The organism is Pseudoduganella albidiflava (assembly GCF_004322755.1).
Taxonomy (GTDB): Bacteria; Pseudomonadota; Gammaproteobacteria; order Burkholderiales; family Burkholderiaceae_D; genus Rugamonas; species Rugamonas albidiflava.
Genome location: NZ_CP036401.1, coordinates 3,445,260 through 3,467,670 on the forward strand (window position 1 = coordinate 3,445,260; position 22,411 = coordinate 3,467,670).

Annotated in this window: 19 protein-coding genes; 5 read left to right on the top strand and 14 right to left on the bottom strand. The window is 66.9% G+C overall.

Annotation, left to right across the window (positions count from 1 at the left end):
* Positions 1-24: 24 nt before the first annotated feature.
* The 8 genes from EYF70_RS14275 to phaC form a co-directional block, all read right to left on the bottom strand.
* Complete coding sequence (locus EYF70_RS14275; RefSeq protein ID WP_131146007.1) at positions 25-2,466, bottom strand: TonB-dependent receptor; 2,442 nt, start codon at positions 2,464-2,466, stop codon at positions 25-27.
* 159 nt (positions 2,467-2,625) lie between these two features.
* Positions 2,626-3,681 carry an ABC transporter ATP-binding protein gene (locus tag EYF70_RS14280; protein ID WP_131146008.1) on the bottom strand — a complete coding sequence of 352 codons (1,056 nt, stop codon included), beginning with the start codon at positions 3,679-3,681 and terminating at the stop codon, positions 2,626-2,628.
* A gap of 4 nt (positions 3,682-3,685) precedes the next feature.
* The gene (locus EYF70_RS14285; RefSeq protein ID WP_229420861.1) at positions 3,686-4,645 is read right to left on the bottom strand and encodes a carbohydrate ABC transporter permease; all 960 of its coding nucleotides are present in this window, start codon (positions 4,643-4,645) and stop codon (positions 3,686-3,688) included.
* Positions 4,646-4,701: 56 nt separating this feature from the next.
* Positions 4,702-5,601, bottom strand: a complete 900-nt coding sequence (locus EYF70_RS14290; RefSeq protein WP_131146010.1) for a carbohydrate ABC transporter permease — start codon at positions 5,599-5,601, stop codon at positions 4,702-4,704.
* Entirely contained in the window at positions 5,595-6,908 is a 1,314-nt protein-coding gene (locus EYF70_RS14295) for an ABC transporter substrate-binding protein (protein WP_131146011.1), read from the bottom strand. The genes EYF70_RS14290 and EYF70_RS14295 overlap by 7 nt, the downstream gene beginning before the upstream one ends.
* A 76-nt stretch (positions 6,909-6,984) precedes the next feature.
* Positions 6,985-8,370: a GH1 family beta-glucosidase gene (locus EYF70_RS14300; RefSeq protein WP_174800404.1), complete on the bottom strand. Its 1,386-nt coding sequence runs from the start codon at positions 8,368-8,370 to the stop codon at positions 6,985-6,987.
* Positions 8,371-8,929: 559 nt separating this feature from the next.
* The gene (phaR, locus tag EYF70_RS14305) at positions 8,930-9,496 is read right to left on the bottom strand and encodes a polyhydroxyalkanoate synthesis repressor PhaR (protein ID WP_131146013.1); all 567 of its coding nucleotides are present in this window, start codon (positions 9,494-9,496) and stop codon (positions 8,930-8,932) included.
* A gap of 273 nt (positions 9,497-9,769) precedes the next feature.
* Complete coding sequence (phaC, locus tag EYF70_RS14310) at positions 9,770-11,479, bottom strand: class I poly(R)-hydroxyalkanoic acid synthase (protein ID WP_131146014.1); 1,710 nt, start codon at positions 11,477-11,479, stop codon at positions 9,770-9,772.
* 45 nt (positions 11,480-11,524) lie between these two features.
* On the opposite strand from phaC, the gene EYF70_RS14315 reads away from it, so the two are divergent.
* Entirely contained in the window at positions 11,525-11,743 is a 219-nt protein-coding gene (locus tag EYF70_RS14315; protein WP_131146015.1) for a hypothetical protein, read from the top strand.
* A gap of 13 nt (positions 11,744-11,756) precedes the next feature.
* Here the strand turns inward: EYF70_RS14315 and pgeF are convergent, their stop codons facing one another.
* Positions 11,757-12,548 carry a peptidoglycan editing factor PgeF gene (gene pgeF, locus EYF70_RS14320; protein ID WP_131146016.1) on the bottom strand — a complete coding sequence of 264 codons (792 nt, stop codon included), beginning with the start codon at positions 12,546-12,548 and terminating at the stop codon, positions 11,757-11,759.
* Complete coding sequence (locus tag EYF70_RS14325) at positions 12,545-13,690, bottom strand: RluA family pseudouridine synthase (protein WP_371861726.1); 1,146 nt, start codon at positions 13,688-13,690, stop codon at positions 12,545-12,547. Before EYF70_RS14325 ends, pgeF begins: the two co-directional genes overlap by 4 nt.
* A gap of 64 nt (positions 13,691-13,754) precedes the next feature.
* On the opposite strand from EYF70_RS14325, the gene EYF70_RS14330 reads away from it, so the two are divergent.
* A complete protein-coding gene (locus EYF70_RS14330; protein ID WP_131146018.1) occupies positions 13,755-14,564 on the top strand; it encodes an outer membrane protein assembly factor BamD in 810 nt (269 codons plus the stop codon).
* Between the two features lie 42 nt (positions 14,565-14,606).
* On the opposite strand, the gene yaaA is transcribed toward EYF70_RS14330, so the two are convergent.
* On the bottom strand, positions 14,607-15,374 hold the full coding sequence (gene yaaA / locus EYF70_RS14335; protein WP_131146019.1) for a peroxide stress protein YaaA: 768 nt from the start codon (positions 15,372-15,374) through the stop codon (positions 14,607-14,609).
* Between the two features lie 38 nt (positions 15,375-15,412).
* Here yaaA and EYF70_RS14340 point away from each other — a divergent pair, with 38 nt between their 5' ends.
* From EYF70_RS14340 to EYF70_RS14350, 3 genes are all read left to right on the top strand, one after another.
* Entirely contained in the window at positions 15,413-15,961 is a 549-nt protein-coding gene (locus tag EYF70_RS14340) for a putative toxin-antitoxin system toxin component, PIN family (protein ID WP_131146020.1), read from the top strand.
* 72 nt (positions 15,962-16,033) lie between these two features.
* Entirely contained in the window at positions 16,034-17,266 is a 1,233-nt protein-coding gene (locus EYF70_RS14345; RefSeq protein WP_131146021.1) for a pyridoxal phosphate-dependent aminotransferase, read from the top strand.
* A gap of 5 nt (positions 17,267-17,271) precedes the next feature.
* Entirely contained in the window at positions 17,272-18,150 is an 879-nt protein-coding gene (locus EYF70_RS14350) for a metal-dependent phosphohydrolase (RefSeq protein ID WP_131146022.1), read from the top strand.
* A gap of 332 nt (positions 18,151-18,482) precedes the next feature.
* On the opposite strand, the gene EYF70_RS14355 is transcribed toward EYF70_RS14350, so the two are convergent.
* From EYF70_RS14355 to mshL, 3 genes are all read right to left on the bottom strand, one after another.
* Complete coding sequence (locus EYF70_RS14355; RefSeq protein ID WP_131146023.1) at positions 18,483-19,646, bottom strand: tetratricopeptide repeat protein; 1,164 nt, start codon at positions 19,644-19,646, stop codon at positions 18,483-18,485.
* A gap of 100 nt (positions 19,647-19,746) precedes the next feature.
* A complete protein-coding gene (locus EYF70_RS14360) occupies positions 19,747-20,643 on the bottom strand; it encodes an ExeA family protein (RefSeq protein ID WP_131146024.1) in 897 nt (298 codons plus the stop codon).
* On the bottom strand, positions 20,643-22,400 hold the full coding sequence (gene mshL, locus EYF70_RS14365) for a pilus (MSHA type) biogenesis protein MshL (RefSeq protein ID WP_229420862.1): 1,758 nt from the start codon (positions 22,398-22,400) through the stop codon (positions 20,643-20,645). Before mshL ends, EYF70_RS14360 begins: the two co-directional genes overlap by 1 nt.
* Positions 22,401-22,411: the final 11 nt, after the last annotated feature.

Here is a 22,411-nt window from a genome sequence, read left to right on the forward strand (position 1 = left end):
CCGCGCCGTGGCCACCGTCGAGGCTCAGAACTTCATCGACAACCGCGCGCCGAACGTGCGCGGCTGGTTGTAGTAGGCCGCCCAGATCTGCTGGTTCGGCTGGCACGGCGCGCCGACCTGGGTGCATACCTCGATCGCGTCGAACTTCACTTCCCTGTCCGTGGCATTGTTGACGAACAGCTCGGCCGTGTAAGCCTTGTCCAGCGGTTCCCAGCGCAGCGACAGGTCCACCGTGGTGTACGACGGCTGCTGCTTGACGCCTGGATGGCCGGGCACGTCGCGGTTGAACGCGCCTGCGCCGACGAAGGACTCGGTCTCGAAATGCGCCTGGGCACGCGGCGTCAGGCGCCCGCCCCGGAGCGTGAAATCATGCTCGGCCATCAGCGTCGTGGCGAAGCGCGGCGCGTGCTTCAGTTTCGAGCCGCCCACGTCCTCGGTGGGTGCCGTGGTGCCGCACGCCTGCCCGTTGGCCCGCGCCGCGTCGACATCGCACGACAGGAAGCTGTCGTAGGTCGCGTCGAGCCACGTGGCATTGCCGGAAATGCGTGCGGCAGGCGTCGGCCGCCACGCGAATTCCGCCTCGATGCCCTTCACGGTGGCGCCGGCCGCGTTGAAGTTCTGCAGCGTGTTGTTGACCACCTGCGATTCCAGCTTGTCCTTGTACTTCATCCAGAACGCGTCCAGGTTCAGCGTCAGCGTGCGGCCCAGCAGGTCTGACTTGAAGCCGAGCTCGTAGCTGGTCAGCTTTTCCGGCCTGGTCGTCGCGCCGCCGTCGCCGATCGCCGGCGAGTGGAAGCCCGTCGTCACCGAGGCGAAGGCAAGGATGCCGGGCGCCGGCTTGTACTCGGCGCGGCCCAGCCACGTGGCCTGGCCGTACTTCAGGTCCGCCGTGTTGTCGCCTGGGGTATTGCCGCACGTGGCAGCGGTGACGATGCCGCCGGGGCCGATGTTGTGGGTATTGATCAGGCCCGTGCCCGGCGTGACCAGCTGGGCCACCTGGTTCGGCGTCAGCACCGTGGCGCCGCGTGGCGCATTGTCCGGCCAGTTCGGGCAGGCCCAGTTCTGGCCACCCCGGTCGAACTTGTGGTCCTTCGTATAGCGCGCGCCGGCCGTCAGCTTGGTGCGCTCGTCGAGGTTGTAGCTGCCCTGCGCAAACACGGCTTTCGATTTCAGCTGGCGGTCGCCCTGGATGAACGTCATCGCCGAGGCGTACTGGCCGACGGTGGGCTGGACGAAGATCACGTTGCCGGCGGCAAGGTCCTGCTGCAGGGCCGCCTCGGAAATCTGGCTGCGGTCGATGTCGAAGCGGATCTTGTTCTTCTCGCCGAATTCGAACAGGCCCGCCACCCATTCGATCGCGCCGCCCTCGGCGGAACGGAACTGCAGCTCGTTCGAGTGGCTGTCGAACTGGCCCCATTCGGTGCGGTTCTCGGCCTTGAAGCCGAGGAACAGGCCAGCATCGGCGTCGCTGGCGTTGCTGCGCTCGAGCCGGCTCCAGCTGCCCAGGTATTGCACGTCCACGGCGTCGTTCAGCGCCCAGTTCCACTTGGTCTTGTAGGTGGTGATGGACTGGTCCAGCGTGCCGGGCGTGTCGATCACGGTGCTCCAGCGGTCGCGGTTGCCCGGTTCGACGGCCAGGTACACGCTGCCGGCGCCCTTGTCCTCGTAATAGTCGGCGATGAAGGTGGCCCGCAAGGCCGGCAGGATCTTCCACAGCAGCGTGGCCCGCGCGCCGGCCTGGTCCTGTGCGCCGTACTTGTCGGCGCCAGGCGGCACGTTCGAGCCGCGCGCGAAGTCCACGTAGCCGTCATGGCTGTCCTTGATCGCCGCCACGCGTAGCGCGACATTCTCGCTGAACGGGATGTTGATCATGCCCTGCGTCTGGATGCGGTGATGGTTGCCGAACGTGACGGAGGCGGAACCCATCAGCTTCTGCGTGTTCGGCGCGGCGGACACGAGATTGACGGCGCCGGCCGTCGAGTTACGCCCATTGAGCGTGCCTTGCGGGCCGCGCGCCACCTCCACGTGCGACAGGTCGTACATCAGCGCCGTGGCGCCCTGCGGCCGCGGCAGGTAGATGCCGTCGACATAGAAGGCCACGGCCGGGTCGCCCAGCTCCGTGTGGTTCGCCGAGCCGACGCCCCTCATGTAGACGTGCACGCCGCCGGAATCGCTGTGCGGCTCGACGAGCAGGCTTGGTACCAGGGCGGTCAGCGAGGCCAGGTCTTTTACCTGGTTGTTCTGCAGCGTGTCCTGCGTGAACGCGGAGACGGCCAGCGGCGTGTCCTGCACCAGCTGGTCGCGGCGGTTGGCCGTCACGACGATGCGCTCGACACCGCCCTGCGCCGTGGCACTGTCGCCGGCCGCCGTGGTTTGCGCCTGGGTCGTGGTTTGGCCCTGCGCCGCGGGAGCGCCGATCGCCGCGGCAATCGCCAGCGCCAGCGCGCTCTTCCTCATCTGTTTCATCTGCCTGTCCTCTTCTTCCGGTTGGTGGATGGGGCGTGCAGCGGGCCCCTGCGGGTACAGCAAGCTTCAGGTGAAATGCCGGGCGCGAGCCGGCCAGCCGTGCGCGCGCGACGGTGCATGCCGCTCGCGCGGCCGGTCCTGCGTATCGGTGGGCTGGGGTTACAGGCGCTGGCCGGTCGCCGTGTCGAACAGCGACGCCTGGCCGGTGTTCAGGGAGAACGCGCCACCGGGGCGGTCGTCCTGCACGATGGCGGCCACCTGGGTGCCATGGAAGCTGTGCCACACCACGCGGTGGGCGCCCATCGCCTCGACCAGCGTGACGGGGGCCGCGAAGGCGCCATCGGCGGCGACGTGCACATCTTCCGGCCGCACACCCAGCACCACCGGCTGGCCGTGCACGGGCGGCTGGCGGAACGGATAGTGCGACAGGTCCAGCGCCATGTGGCCATTGTCGAAGCGGATGCCGTGCGCCGTGTCGAGGCGTCCCTGGAACTGGTTCATGCCGGGCGAACCGAGGAAGCCCGCCACGAACAGGTTTTCCGGGGCCCGGTAGATCGCGTCGGGCGTGTCGAACTGCTGGATCACGCCGCCCTTCATGACAGCCATCCGGTCGGCCAGCGTCATCGCCTCGACCTGGTCGTGGGTCACGTAGATCATCGTGGCGCCCAGCTGCCGGTGCAGCGCCTTCAGCTCGCGGCGCAGCTCGGTGCGCAGCTTCGCGTCCAGGTTCGACAGCGGTTCGTCGAACAGGAACACGTCGGCTTCACGCACGATGGCGCGGCCGATCGCCACGCGCTGGCGCTGCCCGCCGGACAACTCGCCGGGCTTGCGCTTGAGCAGCGGGCCCAGTTGCAGCATCTCGGCGGCGCGGGCCACGCGCCGGGCGATCTCCGCCTTCGGCGTGCCGTTGATGCGCAGGCCGAACGACATGTTGCGCTCGACATTCATGGTCGGGTACAGCGCATACGACTGGAACACCAGCGCGATGCCGCGGTCCTTCGGGTCGGCGTAGGTCATGTCGCGCCCGCCGATGCAGATGCTGCCGCCGGCGGCGTCGTTCAGGCCGGCGATGCTGTGCAGCAGGGTCGACTTGCCGCAGCCCGAAGGGCCGAGCAGCACGATGAATTCGCCGGCGCCCACTTCCAGGTCGAGCGCATCGATGACGCGGTTGGCGCCCAGCTGGATCTGCAGGTTGCGGATGGAAACGTTGGCCATGGTTTTACCCCTTCACTGCACCGTTGGCGATACCGCGGACGAACCAGCGGCCGGAAAAGAAATACAGGGCGAGCGGCACGAGCGACGTGAGGATCGTGGCTGCCATGTTCACGTTGTACAGGCGCTCGCCCGTCGTGGTGTTGATGATGTTGTTGAGCTGGACCGTCATCGGCAGGTTGTCCGATCCCGCGAACACGAGGCCGAGCAGGAAATCGTTCCAGATGTTCGTCACCTGCATGATCATCGCGACCACGATCACCGGCGTCGACATCGGCAGCATCAGTTCGAAGAAGATGCGCCAGAAGCCGCCGCCATCGATGCGGGCCGCCTTGAACAGCTCCTGCGGCAGGGATGCGTAATAATTCCGGAACAGCAGCGTCATCATCGGCATGCCGAACACGATGTGGACCAGCACGATGCCCGGCAGGCTGCTGTACAGCTCCACGGCGGCCAGCGCGCGCACCAGCGGATACAGCATCACCTGGCCGGGGATGAACGCGCCGATCATGAGCACCGCGAACAGCGCGTTGGCGCCGCGCGGCCGCCAGAACGACAGCGCATAGCCGTTCACGGCGCCGAGCGCGATGGACAGCGCCACGCTGGGCACGGTGATCTTCACGGAGTTCCAGAAGCCGCCCCGGATGCCTTCGCATTCCAGGCCCGTGCAGGCGGCCTGCCAGGCGTTGTGCCAAGGCGCCAGGGTGGGTGCCATCGGCGGCGCGAAGATGTTACCCAGCCGGATCTCGGCCATCGGCTTCACGGACGTCACCAGCATGACGTACAGGGGCACCAGGAAGAACATGGCTGCCGTCACGAGGAACAGGTAGATGCCGATGCGGGCGGGCGTGAAGTAGGCCTGCTTGCGGCGTGGGCCGGCGAGCGCCGCGGCGAAGCGGGAGTCGGCCGGCCGTGGCGTGGCCGGTGGCGGCGGTTGCGGCACGGGGCGTGCAGAAGGATGAGACACAGGTTGTGGCACGGATTGTGGCACGGGTTGCGGCCCACTCAGGACGATATCGCGATTCATTTCACTCCCCTTTGCATGGCCTTGTGGCGCGCATAGTAGAGCGGCGCGACGATCGCCAGCACCGTCAGCAGCAGTACCATCGAGGCCGCCGAGGCCAGCCCGATATTGGCGCGGCCGAACAGGTAATCCATGATGAACTTGGCCGGCACTTCGCTGGCCGTGCCGGGGCCGCCCTGCGTCATCGCCACCACGGCGTCGAACAGCTTCACCACCAGCACGAACAGCAGGATGAAGGCGGTCGACAGCGATGGCCACAGCATCGGCAGCACGATCGACAGGTAGACACGCCACTTCGGGATGCCGTCGATGCGGGCGGCCTTCCACAATTCTTCGTCGATGCCGCGCAGGCCGGACAGCAGCAGCGCCATCACCAGCCCCGAAGCCTGCCAGACCGTGGCGATGACGATCGTGAACAGCACCTTGTCCTGCTGGACGATCCAGTCGAACGTGAAATCGCCGAAGCCGAGATGGCGCGCCACCTGCTGGATGCCCAGCTCGGGGTTCAGGATCCACTGCCACACCAGGCCCGTGGCCACGAACGACATCGCATACGGATACAGGAACACGGTGCGCAGCACGCCCTCGCCTGCCACCTTCTGGTCGATGAACACGGCCAGCAGGAAGCCCAGCACCATGCAGGCGGCGATGAACAGCAGGCCGTAGATCGCCAGGTTTTCCAGCGACAGCAGCCAGCGGGCATTGCGGAACAGCCGCTCGTACTGGCCGAGGCCGACGAAGTCGCCGGACGGGAAGATGCGGCTGGACGACACGGAGACCCGCGCGGTCCACAGGATCGTCAGCACATAGGCGCCCAGCGCCGTCGCGACCATCGGCACCAGCGCAATCCAGGCGGACAGGGACGCCGCGCGCACGCGCTTCCTCGGCGCGGCTACCATGTGTTGTCCCGGATCGCCTGGGCAAACGCCTGCTGCGCGCGTTCCGGCGTCTCGTTGCGGTTCCAGTAGTTCGTCAGCACGTCCTGCAGCGCCCCGTTCAGGTCCGGGTCGAGCAGCATCTCGGCGTTGGGCAGCTGGCGCGCCTTGTCCTGCATGATCTCGATGCCCATGCGGGCGCATACATCGAGCTTGCTCATGTCGACGTCCGGGCGGATCGGGATGGAACCCTTGCGGGCGCTGAACTCTGCCTGCGGGCCGGGCGCCGTCATCACGGTCGCCAGCAGCTTCTGCGCCTGCACGATCTGCGGCTTGGCGGTCTTCGGGAACACGAACGCGTCGCCCGCGACCATGTACGGCGGCCGCGGGCCGAAGCCGGGGAAGCAGCCGAAGTGCTTGCCCGCCACCTGCCCGGCCGACGTGAATTCGCCCTTGGCCCAGTCGCCCATGATCTGCACGCCGGCGCGCCCCGAGACCACCAGCGCCGTGGCATCGTTCCAGTTGCGGCCCGGCGAGCCGGGATCGGTGTACGCTCGCAGCGCCTTGAATTTGACCAGCACATCGCGGAACGCCGGCGACGCGACGGCGCGCAGGTCGCGGTCGCGGTAGATCTTGAGGTATAGCTCGGGGCCGCCGACCAGCGCGAAGATGGCGTCGAAGACGATCTTTTCCTGCCATACCTGGCCGCCGAATGCGAGCGGTATCAGGCCGGCCTTCTTCAGTCGCTCCAGCTGGGCCACGAACTCCTCCCAGCTCTTCGGCTCGGCCTGGATGCCGGCTTTCGCGTAGGCCGCCTTCGAGTAGAAGAACCAGGCCGGCATGTGGATGTCGACCGGCGCGGCATAGTAATGGCCGTTGATCTTGATGGCGTCGATGATGGTGCGGGGCAGGATGTTGTCCCAATTGCCGCGCGCGGCGACATCGTCCAGGTTGTTCAGCAAGCCCTGGTCGACGATGTCGCGGAACTGCTTCGAGGTGTTGAATTGCGCCGCCACCGGCGCGTTGCCGCCGACGATGCGGTTGATCGTCGAGGCGCGCGACTGGTCGGCGCCGGCCACCGCCTGGTCGATCCACTGGCCGCCGGCGCGGGTGTAGGCATCGGCGAACTGGCGGATCGCGGCCGACTCGCCGCCGGAAGTCCACCAGTGCGACACGGTAGCCTTCAGGGGAGCACCGGCGGGCGCCCTGGCGGATGCCTTGGCGGATGGCTGCGGCGCGGCCGGCTGCTGCGTGGCCTGCGCCGGAGGCAGCGACCATGCCAGCGCCAGGGCGGCGGCCCGCGCCACGGCGCCGGGGGTAGCCTTGTTCATGTCGTCTCCATGGCGCATCGGGGCGCCTTATAGGTATGGGATGCTAATGATAAGTGAAACAGGCTGCCGGCTGGAATCAGGATCGGCCGTTGCGCCGCGCCAGGAAGTCGCGCACCAGTTCGGCGCTGCGCTTGACCGTGCGCCGCTGCGTGGCGTAGTCGACATGGACGATGCCGAAGCGCCGCTCGTAGCCGAAGGCCCACTCGAAATTGTCCATCAGCGACCAGATGTAGTAGCCGCGCACGTCGACGCCCGCCTTCACCGCCCGGTCCACCGCCGCCAGGTGGCGGTTCAGGAAGGCGATGCGCTGGCCGTCGACCACGTGGCCGTCCATCACCTCGTCGTCGCAGGCCATGCCGTTTTCCGTGATGTAGATGGGCGGCAGGCTGGCGTAGCGTTCGTGGAAGCCGACCAGCAGGTGCGCCAGGCCTTCGGGATACACCTCCCATCCCATCTGGGTGCGCTCGACGCCTTCCAGGTCCACTTCGACATAACCGCCGTTGCCGTCGCCGCGGACGTTGGTGCGGAAGTAGTAATTGATGCCCAGGAAATCGAGCGGCGCGGCGATGATGGCCAGGTCGCCCTCCTCCACCGGCGGCTCGGCGCCCTGCCACAGCTGTTCGAACAGCGCCGCGGGATAGCTGCCCTTCAGCAGCGGATCGAGCACCCAGTCATTGTGCTGCAGCTCGAACAGTTCGGCGGCGCGGCGGTCCTCGGGGCGATCGCCATCCGTGGTGCCGCGCCCCACGTTGAGGACGATGCCCTTCTGCGAGGCCGGGTCGTTGCGGCGCAGCGCCTGCAGCGCCAGGCCGTGGCCCAGCAGCAGGTGGTGCATCGCCGCGCTGGCCTCGGTGACGCTGGTGTGGCCCGGCGCGTGGTGGCCGGTGCCGTAGCCGTGCATCGCCGAGCACCACGGCTCGTTCAGTGTCGACCAGAAGTCGACCAGGCCGGCCAGCTCGCGGCTCACCAGGTCCGCATACTCGGCGAACCGGTAAGCCGTCGCCCGGTTGCACCAGCCGCCGGCATCCTCGAGGTGTTGCGGCAGGTCCCAGTGGTACAGCGTGACGGAGGTGCGAATGCCCCTGGCGCGCAACGCCTGGAGCAGCTCGCGATAGAAGGCGATGCCCTTTTCGTTGGCGCGGCCATCGCGGTCCATCACCCGCGGCCAGGCAATCGACAGGCGGTAGGCATCCACGTTCAGCGCGGCGATCAGGTCGACGTCGTCGCGCCAGCGGTGATAGTGGTCGCAGGCCACGGCGCCCGTGTCGCCGCGCAGCACCTTGCCGGGCGTCGCCGAGAAGGTATCCCAGATCGACGGCAGGCGGCCATCTTCGTCCACCGCGCCTTCGATCTGGTAGGCGGCGGTGGCCACGCCCAGCAGGAAGTCCCGGCGCCACAGGACCGAATCGGGCGGCACGTCGAACGTCTCGGCAACCTGCGCATGCAATGCTTTCTTGAACACGGACACTCCTTGGCTGAATCAGTGTGGAAGCGCTTCCACTTGTTGTTGCCAATACTATCAGCCTGCTTTTTACGGCGTCAAACACTTTTTTGGAAACGTTTCCTGTCGTCGTAAAAAGCACACATCACGGGTGATCTACCGCATTCCACTGTCGAGCTGGCTGCTAAACAACAGGGGACAGTCCCTCACGCCGCCACGTCAAAACGTAACCCGACACATTGAAAGCGCATGCATTCACCCCAACAGCGAAGGGCTGGGGTCAAGAAGGAGTACCGGCATGCATGCCGGTACCGCTACGCAGGCGAGGAGCGGTGCTCCTCGAACCCCCTGCTCTGCCCCGCCGGGGTGTAGCAGGGGTTTCGCGAAGTCTGCTTCGCGCCTGCGGAACGATGCTGGCGTGCATGCCAGCATTCCTCCCTGACCCCGGAACTTGCATCTGGGGTGGGCTTGCTTGAGCGGCACTAGTACTACTGAAGGAAACCCTACGCATCAGGCGGTGGAGGGCGTAACGTCGCCGGCGGGAATGTTCGCCTGCACCGGAGTGGCGCAGGCGGGGATGTTATTTCTTGTCGTTGGGGGGCGTGACGGGTGGCACGGCGAACGGGAAGGCGCCGAACAGGTTCTTGCTCTGGTTTTGCATCTGTTCCTGCATCTGCACGAACAGGCTCTTGCTCTGGTCGATGTAGTTGTTCATCATGCCCTGCATGATCGGGGCCTGCACGTTCATGAACTGCGTCCACATCTCCGGGCTGAAGGTCTTGCCGTCGAAATTCACGGCGCCGGTGGTAAGGCGGCGCTGGATGTCGGTGAAGGCCTGGATATTCTTTTCCAGGTATGAGCCCATCATGCCCTGCATCGCATGGCCGTAATAACGGATGATCTGCGCCAGCACGTCCGTCGAGAACATCGGCGCGCCGCTCGCCTCTTCTTCCAGGATGATCTGCAGCAGGATGCTGCGGGTCAGGTCTTCGTTCGACTTGGCATCCACCACGGTGAACGGCTCATTGTCCAGCACAAGCTGTTTCACGTCGGTCAGCGTGATATAGGAACTGGTCTGCGTATCGTAGAGTCGGCGGTTGGGATACTTCTTGATCAGGCGTTCGGCAGTTTTCTTTACACTACTCATCACGAGTTCCGTATTTTGCGCCGCAGCGCATTCCTTGTGGGTTTCAAAAAGGGCCATGAAAAAAACGAAAAAAAGCGAACGTAGAGTTCGCTTTCACTAGCCCTGCTCACCCTATTATAGAGTGAAAATTTCACTATATGCGCACGCAGTAGGATGAAAGCGGCATGAAATCCAGAATAAAACCGACCCGGGGGCCGGTGGAATGGCGCTTATTGCAACGCAACGAAAATAAGCGCCGGACAAAGACTGTTCCCACCGTCTGGCTTTCCCGGCTTAATCAGCCTTTTCCTTGACGTAACGGCCAGGCGCCGGCTCGACCGGCGGGTAGTCGGCGTTGCCGGCTTGCGTGCGGGCTGGCACGTCCTCGCCACCGTGCTCGGCCAGGAAGGCCGCCCACAGGGGCCACCAGCTGCCCGGATGCTCGACGGCGTCGGCCATCCACGCATCGGGATTCTCCGGCCGGTCGTCATTGACCCAGTAGCTGCGCTTGTTCTTCGATGGCGGATTGATGACGCCGGCGATGTGCCCGGAAGCGCCCAGCACGAAGCGGTTGGCGTCGCGCCGCGCCGGGTTGAGGATATTCATCGAGCCATAGGCGGAGGTCCACGGCACGATATGGTCTTCGCGCGATCCGTAGATGAAGGCGGGCGCGTCGATCGTCGCCAGGTCGACCTTCTCGCCGGCCACCGTCAGGCGGCCCGGCTCCTTCAGCCGGTTCTCCAGGTACGTATTGCGCAGGTACCAGCAGAACATCGGGCCCGGCAGGTTGGTCGAATCGGAGTTCCAGTACAGCAGATCGAACGCGGCCGGTTCGTTGCCCTTCAGGTAGTTCGACTGCACATAGTTCCACACCAGGTCGTTCGGCCGCAGGCTCGAGAACGTGCTGGCCAGGTCGCGCCCCGGCATCAGGCCGCCCTGCGCCAGCGCCTGCTCGCGCAACTGCACCTGCGGTTCGTCGACGAACACGCTCAGCACGCCCGTGTCGGAAAAGTCCAGGAACGTGGTCAGCAGGGTGAGGCTGGCCGCCGGCTGCTCGCCGCGTGCGGCCAGCACCGCCAGCGCGGTCGACAGCAGCGTGCCGCCCACGCAGAAGCCCAGCAGGTTCAGCGTGTCTTCCCCGCTGATGTCCTGCACGGCGCGGATGGCCCGGATCACGCCCTGCTCGGTGTAGTCGTCCCACGACGTTTTCGCCAGCGAGGCATCCGGGTTGCGCCACGAGACCAGAAACACGGTATTGCCCTGCTCGACCGCGTAGCGCACCAGCGAATTGCTTGGCTGCAGGTCCAGGATGTAGTACTTGTTGATGCACGGCGGCACCATCAGCAGCGGCCGCTGCCGGACCGTCTCCGTGCGCGGCCGGTACTGGATCAACTGGAACAGCGGCGTTTCCAGCACGATGTCGCCCTCGGTCGTGGCCAGGTTGCGGCCGACCTCGAACGCCTTGTCGTCGGACAGCGAAATCTGCCCCTTCTGCATGTCGGCCAGCATGTTCTTCAGGCCGCGGGTCAGGCTTTCGCCCTTCGATTCGATTAGCGCCTGCTGGGCTTCCGGATTGGTCGCCAGGAAGTTGGCCGGCGACATCGCATCGACCACCTGCTGCAGGGCGAAGCGGATCTTCTGCCGTTGCTGGGGCGCCGCCTCGACGGCATCGGCCATCGCCAGCAGGAACTTGGCATTGAGCAGGTAAGCCGCCGCGCTGAACGCGGTGACGGGATTGGCGGTCCATGCCGGGGCGGAGAACCGCCGGTCGCGGATCTCGGGCGTCTTGCCTTCCAGGAGCTGCTGCCACAGTGCTCCGAATTCGGCCATGTATTCGTTCTTCAGGGTGTCCAGTACTTCCGGCTTCACCGTCGCACCGGCGTCGCGCAGCAGCGCGGCACCGGGCATGGGAACACCTGCCAGGGCGTCCGGGTTGGACATCCAGGATTGCCACTGGCTTGGATTCATCCAGCTGGCCAGGGACTGCGCGTCGGGCATGTTCATGTATATTCCATTTAGAATTGTTTGTGATTCCAACCGAAACTACCGATGCTGATCGTTGCTCTTGCCTGGATTTATGTCGTGCTGCTGATGTCGGTAACCGAGCCGACAGTCGTCGCAGGCATCATGACGTTCCTGCTCTACTGCGTTGTTCCTCTTGCAATTTTACTCTATGTGACCGGTGGATTCCGGCGCATCGGCCAGCGCCGCAGGGCGCGGCGCGAGCGGCAGGCCGCGGCCCGTGCGGACAACGATCGCCCCCACTGAAGCGGCCTTCCCGTTACTTCAGCCAGATCAGGCTGGCCTGCCGCCCCGTCACGCCGTCGCGCCGGTACGAGTAGAAACGGCCGGAATTGGAGACGGTGCAGAAATCGCCGCCCCATACCCGCCGCACGCCGGCACCCGCCAGCGCGATGCGGGCCAGCGCATACAGGTCGGCGAAATACTTGCCGGGCTTCAGGCCGAACGGGCTAAACGCGGCGCGGATAGCCGCTTCGTCTACCCCGGGGCGGCGCAGGAACGCGTCGAGCACGTCCTGCCCCACCTCGAAGCGGTTCGGGCCGATCGCCGCGCCCAGCCAGGCCATCAGCTCGCCCGCGCCGGCTTCGCGCATCGACGCCACCGTGGCTTCCAGCACGCCATCGGCCAGGCCGCGCCAGCCCGCGTGCACGGCGCCGACCATGCGGCCTTCGGCATCGCACAGCAGCACCGGCAGGCAATCGGCGGTGAGGATGGCGCACACCACGCCGCGCGCGGCAGCGAAGCTGGCATCGGCGATCGGCGGTTCGGCATCGATATCGATGCCGGCCGCGTCGAGCACGCGCGTGCCGTGCACCTGCGTCAGCCACACTGGCTCGGCCGGCAATTCGGCGCGCAGGATGTCGCGGTTGCGCTCCACGCATTTCGGCGCATCGCCCACGTGGGTGGCCAGGTTCAGGCCACCGCGGCCCTGGCCATCGTCATAGGGCGCCGGGCTGACGCCACCGCGGCGCGTGGTGCACAGCACGCCGACGCCCGCAGGCAGGTCGGGCCAGTCCGGAACCAGCCATTGGGTGACGTTCTGCGTGCTCATTCGTCGTCGTAGTCGTCGTCGCCGTCATCGTCGAATTCCCCTTCGGGATCCTGGTGCAGCGACGCTTCGTCGATGCCGCATTCCTCCAGCAGCGCGCGGAAGTCCTCCGCCAGCGGAATCTCCCATTCGCACTGCTCGCCGGTGGCCGGGTGCACCAGGCCGAGACGGCGCGCCTGCAGGGCCTGGCGGTGGAACACGCCGGTGAGGTGCGGCTTGCCGTACACGTAATCGCCCACCAGCGGGTAGCCCAGGTGCGCCATGTGCACGCGGATCTGGTGGGTGCGGCCCGTTTCGAGGCGGCACTGCACCAGGCTGACGGGACGGCGGTCCAGTTCGCCGGACGCCAGGCGCTCGTAGTGCGTGATGGCCGGCTTGGCGCCGAAGCCGGTGGAGACGGCCATCTTCACGCGGTCGCGCTGGTGGCGGCCCATCGGCGCGTCGATCGTGCCGGACAGGCGCGGCGTGCCCCACGCCAGCGCCCAGTATTCGCGCTTCACGGTACGCGCCTGCAGCTGGCGCACCAGGTCGGTCTGGGTCGGCAAGTCCTTGCCGATGACCATCAGGCCGCTGGTATCCTTGTCGAGGCGGTGCACGATGCCGGCGCGCGGCACGCCGCCCAGCTGGGGCCAGCGGTGCAGCAGGCCGTTCAGCAGCGTGCCGGACCAGTTGCCCGCGCCGGGATGCACGACCAGGCCGGCCGGCTTGTTGATGACGATGAGGTGATCGTCCTCGTACACCACGTCCACGTCGATCGGCTCGGGGGCGAACGCGACATCCTCCGGCGCGGCCTGCGGCAGCACGACGATTTTTTCATCGCCGTACACGGTGGCGCGCACCTTGGCCGGCTTGCCGTCGACGGTGACGAAGCCCTCTTCGATCCAGCTTTGCAGGCGGCCGCGCGAGAATTGCGGCACCAGTTTCGCGATCACCTTGTCCAGGCGTTCGCCGCAGGCATCGGGCGTCAGCTGCAGTTCGATCGGGGCCAGCGGGTTGGCGAAACCGGCAACTTCGCCGTCGTCCGGCAGCAGGTCGTCGGCAAGCACGTCGGCTTCCAGGTCGGCTTGCAGGGTGGCGTCCAGGTCCGTGCGGAGGTCGTGGTCGGAGGGTTGGTGGGCCGGATTCGGCTCAGGATTCAATATCACAGCATTCCCATCGGCTATAATCAGCCAGGTCGTATCTTGTTTAAACGTCTTCTTGCACGAGAACATGCAAAAAAAATTGAAGGTAGTCGCAGCATCCGTTGTATTCGCCAGTCTCTCGGCATGCAGCCTGTTACCGGAACAATCGGATGAGACCAAAGGTTGGTCCGCTTCGAAATTATACTCGGAGGCCAAGGAAGAATTGGCCGGACAGCACTACGAACGGGCAATCCAGTTGTTCAACCGGCTTGAAGCGAGCTATCCGTTCGGCGTGTACGCCCAGCAGGCGCAGCTGGAAGTGGCCTATGCCTACTACAAGGCGCAGGACCAGGCCCAGGCGCTGGCCGCCGTGGAACGGTTCATCAAGCTGCACCCGAACCATCCCAACGTCGACTACATGTACTACCTGCGCGGCCTGATCAATTTCAATGACCAGATCGGCCTGCTCAATTTCGTCTACGAACAGGATCCCGCCGAGCGCGACCCGAAGGCCACGCGCGAAGCGTTCGCCGCCTTCAAGGCGCTGGTCGACAAGTTCCCGGAAAGTAAATACACGCCGGACGCGATCGACCGCATGAAGTACCTGATCAACGCGATGGCCGCGTATGAAGTCTACGTGGCGCGGTATTACTACCGCCGCGGCGCCTACCTGGCCGCCGCCAACCGCGCGATGGATGCCGTGCGCGAGTACGCCGATTCGCCGGCCATCGAGGAAGCGCTGTGGATCATGGTGCGCAGCTACGACAAGCTGGGCAACGTGGCGCTGCGCGACGATGCGATGCGCGTCTTCAAGCTCAATTTCCCGTCCAGCAAATTCCTCGACGAAGGCGCCCCGAAGCCGGAGCGCAAGTGGTGGAAGTTCTGGTCCGCTTCGTAAGCCGGCGTACCGAGGCCGGGACAGCGTCCCGGCCTCATTCCATCAAGCCGCGTTCCGCCTGAACACCCAGCGGCTGTCGTTCGACGCGTCCGGCGCGAACGCGTAGCCATCCACGTCGAAGCGCTTCAGCTCTTCCGGATCGAGGATGTTATTGACGGCCGCATAGCGGGCCAGCATGCCGCGCGCCCGCTTGGCGTAGAACGAGATGATCTTGTACTTGCCGTTCTTGAATTCCTCGAACACGGGCGTGATCACCGGCACGTCGAGCTGGGCCGGGCGCACCGACTTGAAATACTCTTCCGACGCGCAATTCACCAGCCAGCGGGCACCGCCTTCGCGCGCCGCGCCGTTCAGCTCTCGCGTGATCAGGTCGCCCCAGAACGCATACAGGTCCTTGCCGCGCGGGGTGGTCAGGCGCGTGCCCATTTCTAGCCGGTGCGGGTGGATCAGGTCCAGCGGCCGCAGCAGCCCGTACAGGCCGGACAGGATGCGCACGCGGCCCTGCGCATAGTCGAGCTGGGGCGCGCTCAGCGTGCGCGCGTCCAAGCCGTCGTACACATCGCCATTGAAGGTCATCACGGCCTGGCGCGCGTGCGTGGTGTCCATCGTCCACGAGGCGTAGCGGCCCACGTTCAGCGTGGCCAGCGCATCGGACAGGTCCATCAGGTCGGCCAGTTCGTGCGGCGCGAACTCGCGCATGCGCTCGATCAGCTGGGCCGAATGGTCGAGGAAGGCGGGGCGGGTGGCGATATCGGTGGTGGGGGGCGTATCGAGGTCGAGACTCTTTGCGGGGGAAAGCACTATCAGCATATGATTCGAAACTGGCTTACTCAGAAATAATTTCCCGCATGATACCTGTATTTTCCGAAGTAACGTCCGCCGAAGCAACAACTGCTGCTGCATCTGCCGAGACAACATCCGCCGAAGCAACGCCGGCCGGCATCACCGGCGCGCCGCAGCGCATCGTCATCGATACCAATGTCTGCCTCGACCTGTTCGTGTTCCGCGACCCGCGCTGGGCCGGCCTGCTGGCGGCGATCGAGAGCGGCGCCGTGGAAGCGATCACGCGGGCCGACTGCCGCGACGAATACCACATCGTGCTGCACTATCCCCACCTGCCGCTGGACGAGACTACCCGCCCGGCCAGCGCGGCGCGCTTCGACGCGCTGATCAAGGTCGTCGCGCCGCCGGAGTCGGGCGTGCGCCTGCCCGTGTGCACCGACCGCGACGACCAGAAGTTCCTGGAACTGGCGCGCGATGCCGGTGCCGACGTGCTGATCACCAAGGACAAGGCGCTGCTCAAGCTGGCGCGGCGCCTGCGCAATGCCGGCATGTTCGCCGTGATCCCGCCGGAACAGTGGGCGCTCCCCGCGCGCGCCGATGCTGCGCTAGAATGAGTCGCACCCGACCGCCCACGAGCCAGCGAAGAACAACCCTGCGATGAACAACCAGCGATGAGCACCCCAGCGATGAGCACCCCATCTCCGCCCGCCGTTGCCCCCGCCGTGCATTCGCATGCCGCCGACGCTTTCGATCCCGCCGATGCCGTGACGCCGCCCCTCGCCACGCGCCTGCCCGCCGTCGGCACCACCATCTTTACGCGCATGTCGGCCCTGGCGGCGCAGCACGATGCCGTCAACCTCGGCCAGGGCTTCCCGGACTTCGCCTGCGATCCGCGGCTGGTGGACCTGGTCGCCGGGGCAATGCGCGCCGGCCACAACCAGTACCCGCCGATGACGGGCACGCCAGCGCTGCGCCAGGCCATCGCCGCCAAGATCGGCGCGCTGTACGGCCATGTCTACGACGCCGACGCCGAGATCACCGTGACGGCCGGCGCCACCCAGGCGCTGACGACGGCCATCCTGTGCGCCGTGCACCCCGGCGACGAAGTGATCGTCATCGAACCGGCCTATGACAGCTACATGCCGGCGATCGAGCTGGCCGGCGGCGTCGTGGTGCCGGTGCAGATGGCGCTCGACGAGCGGGGCTACCACGTGCCGTGGGAGCGCATCCAGGCCGCCGTGTCGACCAGGACGCGCCTCATCGTCGTCAACACGCCGCACAATCCCACCGGCACCGTGCTGCGCGACGCCGACCTGGAAGCGCTGGCCGGCATCGTGCGCGGCACCGATATCCTGGTGCTGGCGGACGAGGTCTACGAACACATGGTGTACGACGGCGAGCGGCATGCGTCGATGAGCCGCCACCCCGTGCTGGCCGCGCGCAGCTTCGTCGTGTCCAGCTTCGGCAAGACGTTCCACACCACCGGCTGGAAGATCGGTTACGTGGCCGCACCCGCGCCCCTGATGGCGGAGTTCCGCAAGGTCCACCAGTACAACGTGTTCTCTGTGAATGCGCCGATGCAGCACGGCATCGCCGGCTACCTGGCCGACCCCGCGCCGTATCGCGAGCTGCCGGCGTTCTACCAGAACAAGCGCGACCTGTTCCGCGCCGGCCTGGCCGGCAGCCGCTTCGAGCTGCTGCCGGCGGACGGCACCTATTTCCAGTGCGTGCGCTACGGCGCCATCTCGGCCATGCCCGAAGCCGCCTTCGCCGAATGGCTGACGGCCGAGGTCGGCGTGGCGGCGATTCCCGTGTCGGCGTTCTACCGCCAGGCCAGGGAATCGGGCATCGTGCGCTTCTGCTTTGCCAAGCGCGATGAAACGCTGGCGCTGGCGCTGCAACGCCTGGCGCGTATCTGACCGCCATGCTGCCCCACGAGCGCCTGCGCGACCTCGACGAACCGGACGGACCCGGCCACCCGGGCGCGCCGCCGTCCGTCCTGCGCGCACTGAACGCGGTGCAGCAGCGGCTCGAAGCGATCGCGGCCGCGCCGTCGCACGGCGACCCCGCCGACCTGCGCGCCACCGCACGCGACCTGCTCCATGCCGTCGACCTGTCCGCCGACGTGGCGCTGGCCTGCGTGCTGCGCAACCAGGTGGCCGGCAGCTATGCGATGCGCCACAGCATCGAGACGGCCGTCGTCGCGGCCCTGGTGGGCCGGCGCCTGCACATGCGCCCTGCCCACCTGCTGTCGCTGGTCTCGGCCGCGCTGGCCCTGCACGCCACCGGCCGCCATGACCAGGCCGTGGCGCAGGCCGTGCACTGCACCCGCGCCGGCGAGCCGGACTGGTTTGCCTGCCTGCTGCTCGACCATGCGCCGGATGCGGGCGCCGGCGCGGACGTGGACGCCGCCGCGCACCTTCTGCGCATGGCCGACCGCTACTGCGCCGGGATTTCACCGCGCAATTACCGCCGCGCCCTGCTGTCCGACGATGCGCTTGGCCGCGTGCTGGAGCTGTCGCCCGATGCCGAGCTGGCGGCCGCGTTCCGCGATGAAATCGGGCCGTATCCGCCCGGTACGGTGGTGCGGCTGGCCAGCGGCGAATGGGGCATCGTCGCGCATCGCGATGGCGGCCGCCCCGCCGTATTCTGCCTGCGCGACGCCGCCGGCCGCACGTTGACCGTACCGCTGCCGCGCCGTGTCGGCGAGGACGGCTGCGCGATCGCCGCCGCGCTGGACGACGAGGACAGCGAGATCCGCGTGCCGATGAAGCAGGTGTGGGGGCCGCTGGGCAGCCTGTAGGCGGCCCGGCGTTGGCAGGGAGCCGGTCGGGTGGCCGCTAAAACATTGCCTGAAAAATGGGGGCCGTCCTCACACTTAAGACAAGCCAACCCAAGTGCAGAATCCGGGGTCAGGAAGGAATGCTGGCATGCATGCCGGCATCGTTCCGCAGGCGCGAAGCATGCTTCACGAAACCCCTGCTCCACCCCGTCGGGTCTGACCCCAGCAGTTCGCTGTTGGGGTAAATGCATGCGCCTTCGACGTGCCGGCTTTACTTAACGTAACAAAGTTTCAGTACGTCCCCATTTTTCGGAAAAGATTGCTCGAAAAATGCGCTTGGCCGGAAAAATCCGCTACTCCAGCTGCCCCAGCCGCCGCTCGACGAAAGCCTGCAGTTCCGGCGCCAGCCCGGCTTCCTTCGCCTTGCCGTACGCCTCCCGCGCACCGGGGCGAAGGTCTTGGGCCTGCCGCGAGATACCCAGCCCCATCCACCACACGCCATTGCGCGGCCGCAGCGCCAGCGCCGCTTCATACTGCTCGGCGGCTTCGCGGTGCCGGCCCTGCTTTTGCAGCACGCCGGCCAGGAAAGCCCGGTACTCGGCGTTGCCGCTAGCGTGCGGCAGCGAGCGCAGCAGCGTCACGTCGGCGGGGCCGCCCCGTTCCAGCTGCAGGCGCGCCAGCACCATCGCCAGCTGGGGCTGGTTACTGTCCAGGCCCAGCCCCAGCTGCGCATGGCGCATCGCCTCGTCCGCCTGGCCGTTCTCGAGTAGCAGGCCCACCAGCGTCTGGCGTGCCGCTTCGTGGCGGGGATAGACTTGCACCGCATGCTCCAGCGCGCCCACGCCTTCGGTCACGCGGCCTTCCTGCAGCGCAGCCAGCGCGCGGCGGTAGGCGTTCTCGCCCTGTTGGCGGGACGTCAGCGTGGCGCCCTCCCCGGCCTGGCGTTCCGGCACCGCGATGGCGGGTGCGGCCGCGGTACTGTCGCGTTCCGTGCGGGGCGCTCGCGGGGGCCGCGGCCTGGCCGCTTGCGGCGTTGGTGTGCTTTCGACGGATGGCGTTGCGGCCACGGCCGGCTGCGGCAAGGCTGCCTGCCGAGGCGCAGCCGCCTCCGCAGGCGCAGGCGCAGGCGTCGCAGCCACCTGCGGCTCGGCTACCACCGCCTGGGGCGCGGGCGCCGTGGCGACCGGCTCGGCGGGAGACGGCACAGTGGGCGCGGGCACGGTAGGGTCGGGCGATGCGGAAGAAGTCACCGCAGGGGCCGGCACAGCGGGAGCAGGTACCACCGCGGCGGGAACCGCGGGGGCAAGGACAGCGGCGGCAGGCGCGGCTTCCCGGTGCAGGTAATACCAGCCGCCGGCGCCTGCGGCCACGATCAGGGCACCGATACCGGCGCCGATGGCGATCGCGGTGCGCGAGCTGCGTTCGGCCGCGACCGGGCGCACGTCGCCGCCGGCGGCCGGCCGTGCCGTGCCGCCCCGCGCATCCAGGTCCTGCAGCATCTTGTTTATCAAGCTCATTTATATGGCTCTATCTTCGGGCTCTGTCTTCGGGCTCTGTCTTCCGGCTCTATTATCGTGCCTGCACAGCCAGCGCATTCTTCAGGCTCATGCTTCCGCCTCATCTCGTCAGGGCCAGGGTGATGCCGCCCGCCGCCGCGAGGGCGGCCGCGCTGGCCAGCCACGCCCAGCGCATCGCGCGCGCCGGCCGCGTGCCGATCGTGTCGCCGGCGGCCAGCGCCACGTGCCGCTTTTCCACCAGGTGGCGCCCTTCGCCGTAGGCCAGCATCAGCGACTTGTGCGCGACGATGTTGACCAGCCGTGGAATGCCGCCGGTGGCGCGGTACAGGCGCCGCACCGACGCCGCGCTGAACAGCCGGGCGCCCGTGAAACCCGCCACGCGCAGCCGGTGCGCCAGGTAGTAGTCGAGGTCGTCGCGCCGCAGCGCGCCCAGGTGATAGTGGAACGTGATGCGCTGTGCCAGCTGCCGAATCTTCGGACTGGCCAGGTGGGCATTCAGTTCCGGCTGGCCGAACAGCACGATCTGCAGCAGCTTGCGCTTTTCCGTTTCCAGGTTGGTCAGCAGCCGCAGCGCTTCCAGGCTTTCCAGCGGCAGCGCCTGCGCTTCGTCCAGGCACAGCACCACGTGCTTGCCGCGCGCCGCCAGTTCCAGCAGCCGCACCGTCAGCGACTTCACCAGCTGGTGCTGGTCGACGTCGCGCGGCAGCACGATTTCCAGTTCGTCGGCCAGCGCCAGCATCAGCGCGCGCGGCTCCAGGTAAGGATTGGGCACATAGGCCGTATGAAAGGCGTCGCCCAGCATGGCCATGAACTTGCGGCACAACAGGGTCTTGCCGGTGCCCACTTCACCGGTGATCTTGATGAATCCCTCGCCGCTGCGCGCCGCCACCAGCAGCGTATTGAGCCCCTCCTGCGAGTGGGGGCTGCCGAAAAAAAAGCTGGTATCCGGCGTGATGGAAAACGGCAGCTCGGCCAGGCCGAAGTGGGCTTCGTACATCAGCGGCCCCGCTGCGGATCGAGACGCTCGATGCGGCGCATGGTTTCCTGCATCTCGGGGGCCATGCTGCCGGCATCGTCGACGATGGTCGGCTTGATCAGCACCACCAGCTCGCGCTTCTGGCTCACGCTGTCCTTGTTGCGGAACAGCGCGCCCAGCACCGGCACGTTGCCCACGCCGGGCAGCTGCGACTGGTCGCTGGACGTGGCCTGGCGCATCAGGCCGCCGATGGCGACGATCTCGCCGTTTCGCCCACGCACCATGCTGTCCATTTCCGACGTGGACGAGGCCGCCAGCGGCAGGTTCAGCGACCCGGCGCTGCCGAGGCTGACCGTCTTGTTGATGGTGGTGACCGAGCTCACCGATGGGTGCACGTGCAGCATGATGTGACCATCGTCGTCGATCTGCGGCGTCACGTCCAGCAGCACGCCGGAAAAGAATGGCTTGACGATCACGTTCGGCGTCACCGTATTGCCGCCCACGTTCGAACTGGTGGTGGTGCTGATGCCGGTCACGTAGAACTCGTCGGTACCGATCTTCAGCACGGCCTTCTGGTTGTTCAGCGTGGCGATGCGCGGGCTGGACAGCACGTGCACCGTGCCCTGCGACTCCAGGAACGACAGCATCGCCGAGAAATTGCTGGTCTGGATCGCCAGGCCGAACATCGTGCCCAGCGCATCGGCGGCACTGCCGAGCGAGGCGCCCGGGGTGGAGGCGAAACCCGTGTCGCCGCCGCTCTGCTGGCCGACCGCCCCGGTCAGCGGATTGCGCTGCACCAGGTTGGTCCCTGGCGCGATCACGCCGATGCCGCCGGCGCTGTTGCCGCCCTGGCGGAACGCCGCCCAGTTGACGCCGGTCTGGAAACCGTTGTTCAGCTGCACTTCGAGGATCTTCGCTTCCAGGATCACCTGGCGTTCCACGGCCAGCCGGGTGGCCTTCAGGTACTCGTCCACCGAGCGCAGCTGCGCCGGCAGCGCGCGCACCAGTACCACGCCCGATTGCGGCGAGATGATCACGTTGCGCCCGTCGTCGCCGGTGCCGACGATCGCTTCCAGCGCGGCCTTCAGGTCGCCCCAGAAATCCGTCTCGGAGGTCATCTTGACGTTGCTGGCATCGTCCTGCACCGAGGTGGTGCCGGATGGCGAACCGTTCTGCGTCTGCGACTGGCCTTGGGAGGCGTTCTGCTGGCCGCCCTCCTGGCCCTCCTCGCTGCGCGTGGGCACGCTGTTGATCGAGGTCGACGACACGCGCACGTTGGACACGCCGCGCCGGCTGCCGGTCAGGTAATTCACCTTGAACATGCGGGTCTGCATGGTCAGCGGCCGGATGTAGATGCGGTTGCCCTCCACCTTCCAGTCGTAGCCGTACAGCTCGCGCACGGCGTCCAGCGCCTCGAAGATCGTCACGTCCTTCAGGTTGGCCGACAGCGTGCCGGTCACCTCCGGCGACACCAGCATGTTGTAGCGCGTTCCGGTGGCGATCGACGTGAAGAACTGCTGGGCCGGTACGTTGTTGAGCGCCACGTTGAAGCGCTCGTCCAGCACGGCGCGCGCCTTCGGCAGCGTGGCGGCCAGGGCCGGCGCGGGCGGCAGCAGCGCCGCCTCCACCGCATCGGGCGCCACGTGCTGGCGCTGGGCCGATTTCGCGGTGGCGTTGCGCATCTCGCCGCTGATCGTGTCATAGGTATCACGGCGGTTGGCGCTGTCGCATCCCGCCGCCAGCATTGCCACGCAGGTCATCGCCGCCAGGGTTCGCATCGTTTGCTCCG

Excerpts from the sequence above, each read along its gene's own strand:
- EYF70_RS14275 (WP_131146007.1), bottom strand. The coding sequence starts at position 2,466 with ATGAAACAGATGAGGAAGAGCGCGCTGGCGCTGGCGATTGCCGCGGCG.
- EYF70_RS14280 (WP_131146008.1), bottom strand. The coding sequence starts at position 3,681 with ATGGCCAACGTTTCCATCCGCAACCTGCAGATCCAGCTGGGCGCCAAC.
- EYF70_RS14290 (WP_131146010.1), bottom strand. The coding sequence starts at position 5,601 with ATGGTAGCCGCGCCGAGGAAGCGCGTGCGCGCGGCGTCCCTGTCCGCC.
- EYF70_RS14295 (WP_131146011.1), bottom strand. The coding sequence starts at position 6,908 with ATGAACAAGGCTACCCCCGGCGCCGTGGCGCGGGCCGCCGCCCTGGCG.
- phaR (WP_131146013.1), bottom strand. The coding sequence starts at position 9,496 with ATGAGTAGTGTAAAGAAAACTGCCGAACGCCTGATCAAGAAGTATCCC.
- phaC (WP_131146014.1), bottom strand. The coding sequence starts at position 11,479 with ATGAACATGCCCGACGCGCAGTCCCTGGCCAGCTGGATGAATCCAAGC.
- EYF70_RS14315 (WP_131146015.1), top strand. The coding sequence starts at position 11,525 with ATGCTGATCGTTGCTCTTGCCTGGATTTATGTCGTGCTGCTGATGTCG.
- pgeF (WP_131146016.1), bottom strand. The coding sequence starts at position 12,548 with ATGAGCACGCAGAACGTCACCCAATGGCTGGTTCCGGACTGGCCCGAC.
- EYF70_RS14330 (WP_131146018.1), top strand. The coding sequence starts at position 13,755 with ATGCAAAAAAAATTGAAGGTAGTCGCAGCATCCGTTGTATTCGCCAGT.
- yaaA (WP_131146019.1), bottom strand. The coding sequence starts at position 15,374 with ATGCTGATAGTGCTTTCCCCCGCAAAGAGTCTCGACCTCGATACGCCC.
- EYF70_RS14340 (WP_131146020.1), top strand. The coding sequence starts at position 15,413 with ATGATACCTGTATTTTCCGAAGTAACGTCCGCCGAAGCAACAACTGCT.
- EYF70_RS14345 (WP_131146021.1), top strand. The coding sequence starts at position 16,034 with ATGAGCACCCCATCTCCGCCCGCCGTTGCCCCCGCCGTGCATTCGCAT.
- EYF70_RS14350 (WP_131146022.1), top strand. The coding sequence starts at position 17,272 with ATGCTGCCCCACGAGCGCCTGCGCGACCTCGACGAACCGGACGGACCC.
- EYF70_RS14355 (WP_131146023.1), bottom strand. The coding sequence starts at position 19,646 with ATGAGCTTGATAAACAAGATGCTGCAGGACCTGGATGCGCGGGGCGGC.
- EYF70_RS14360 (WP_131146024.1), bottom strand. The coding sequence starts at position 20,643 with ATGTACGAAGCCCACTTCGGCCTGGCCGAGCTGCCGTTTTCCATCACG.
- mshL (WP_229420862.1), bottom strand. The coding sequence starts at position 22,400 with ATGCGAACCCTGGCGGCGATGACCTGCGTGGCAATGCTGGCGGCGGGA.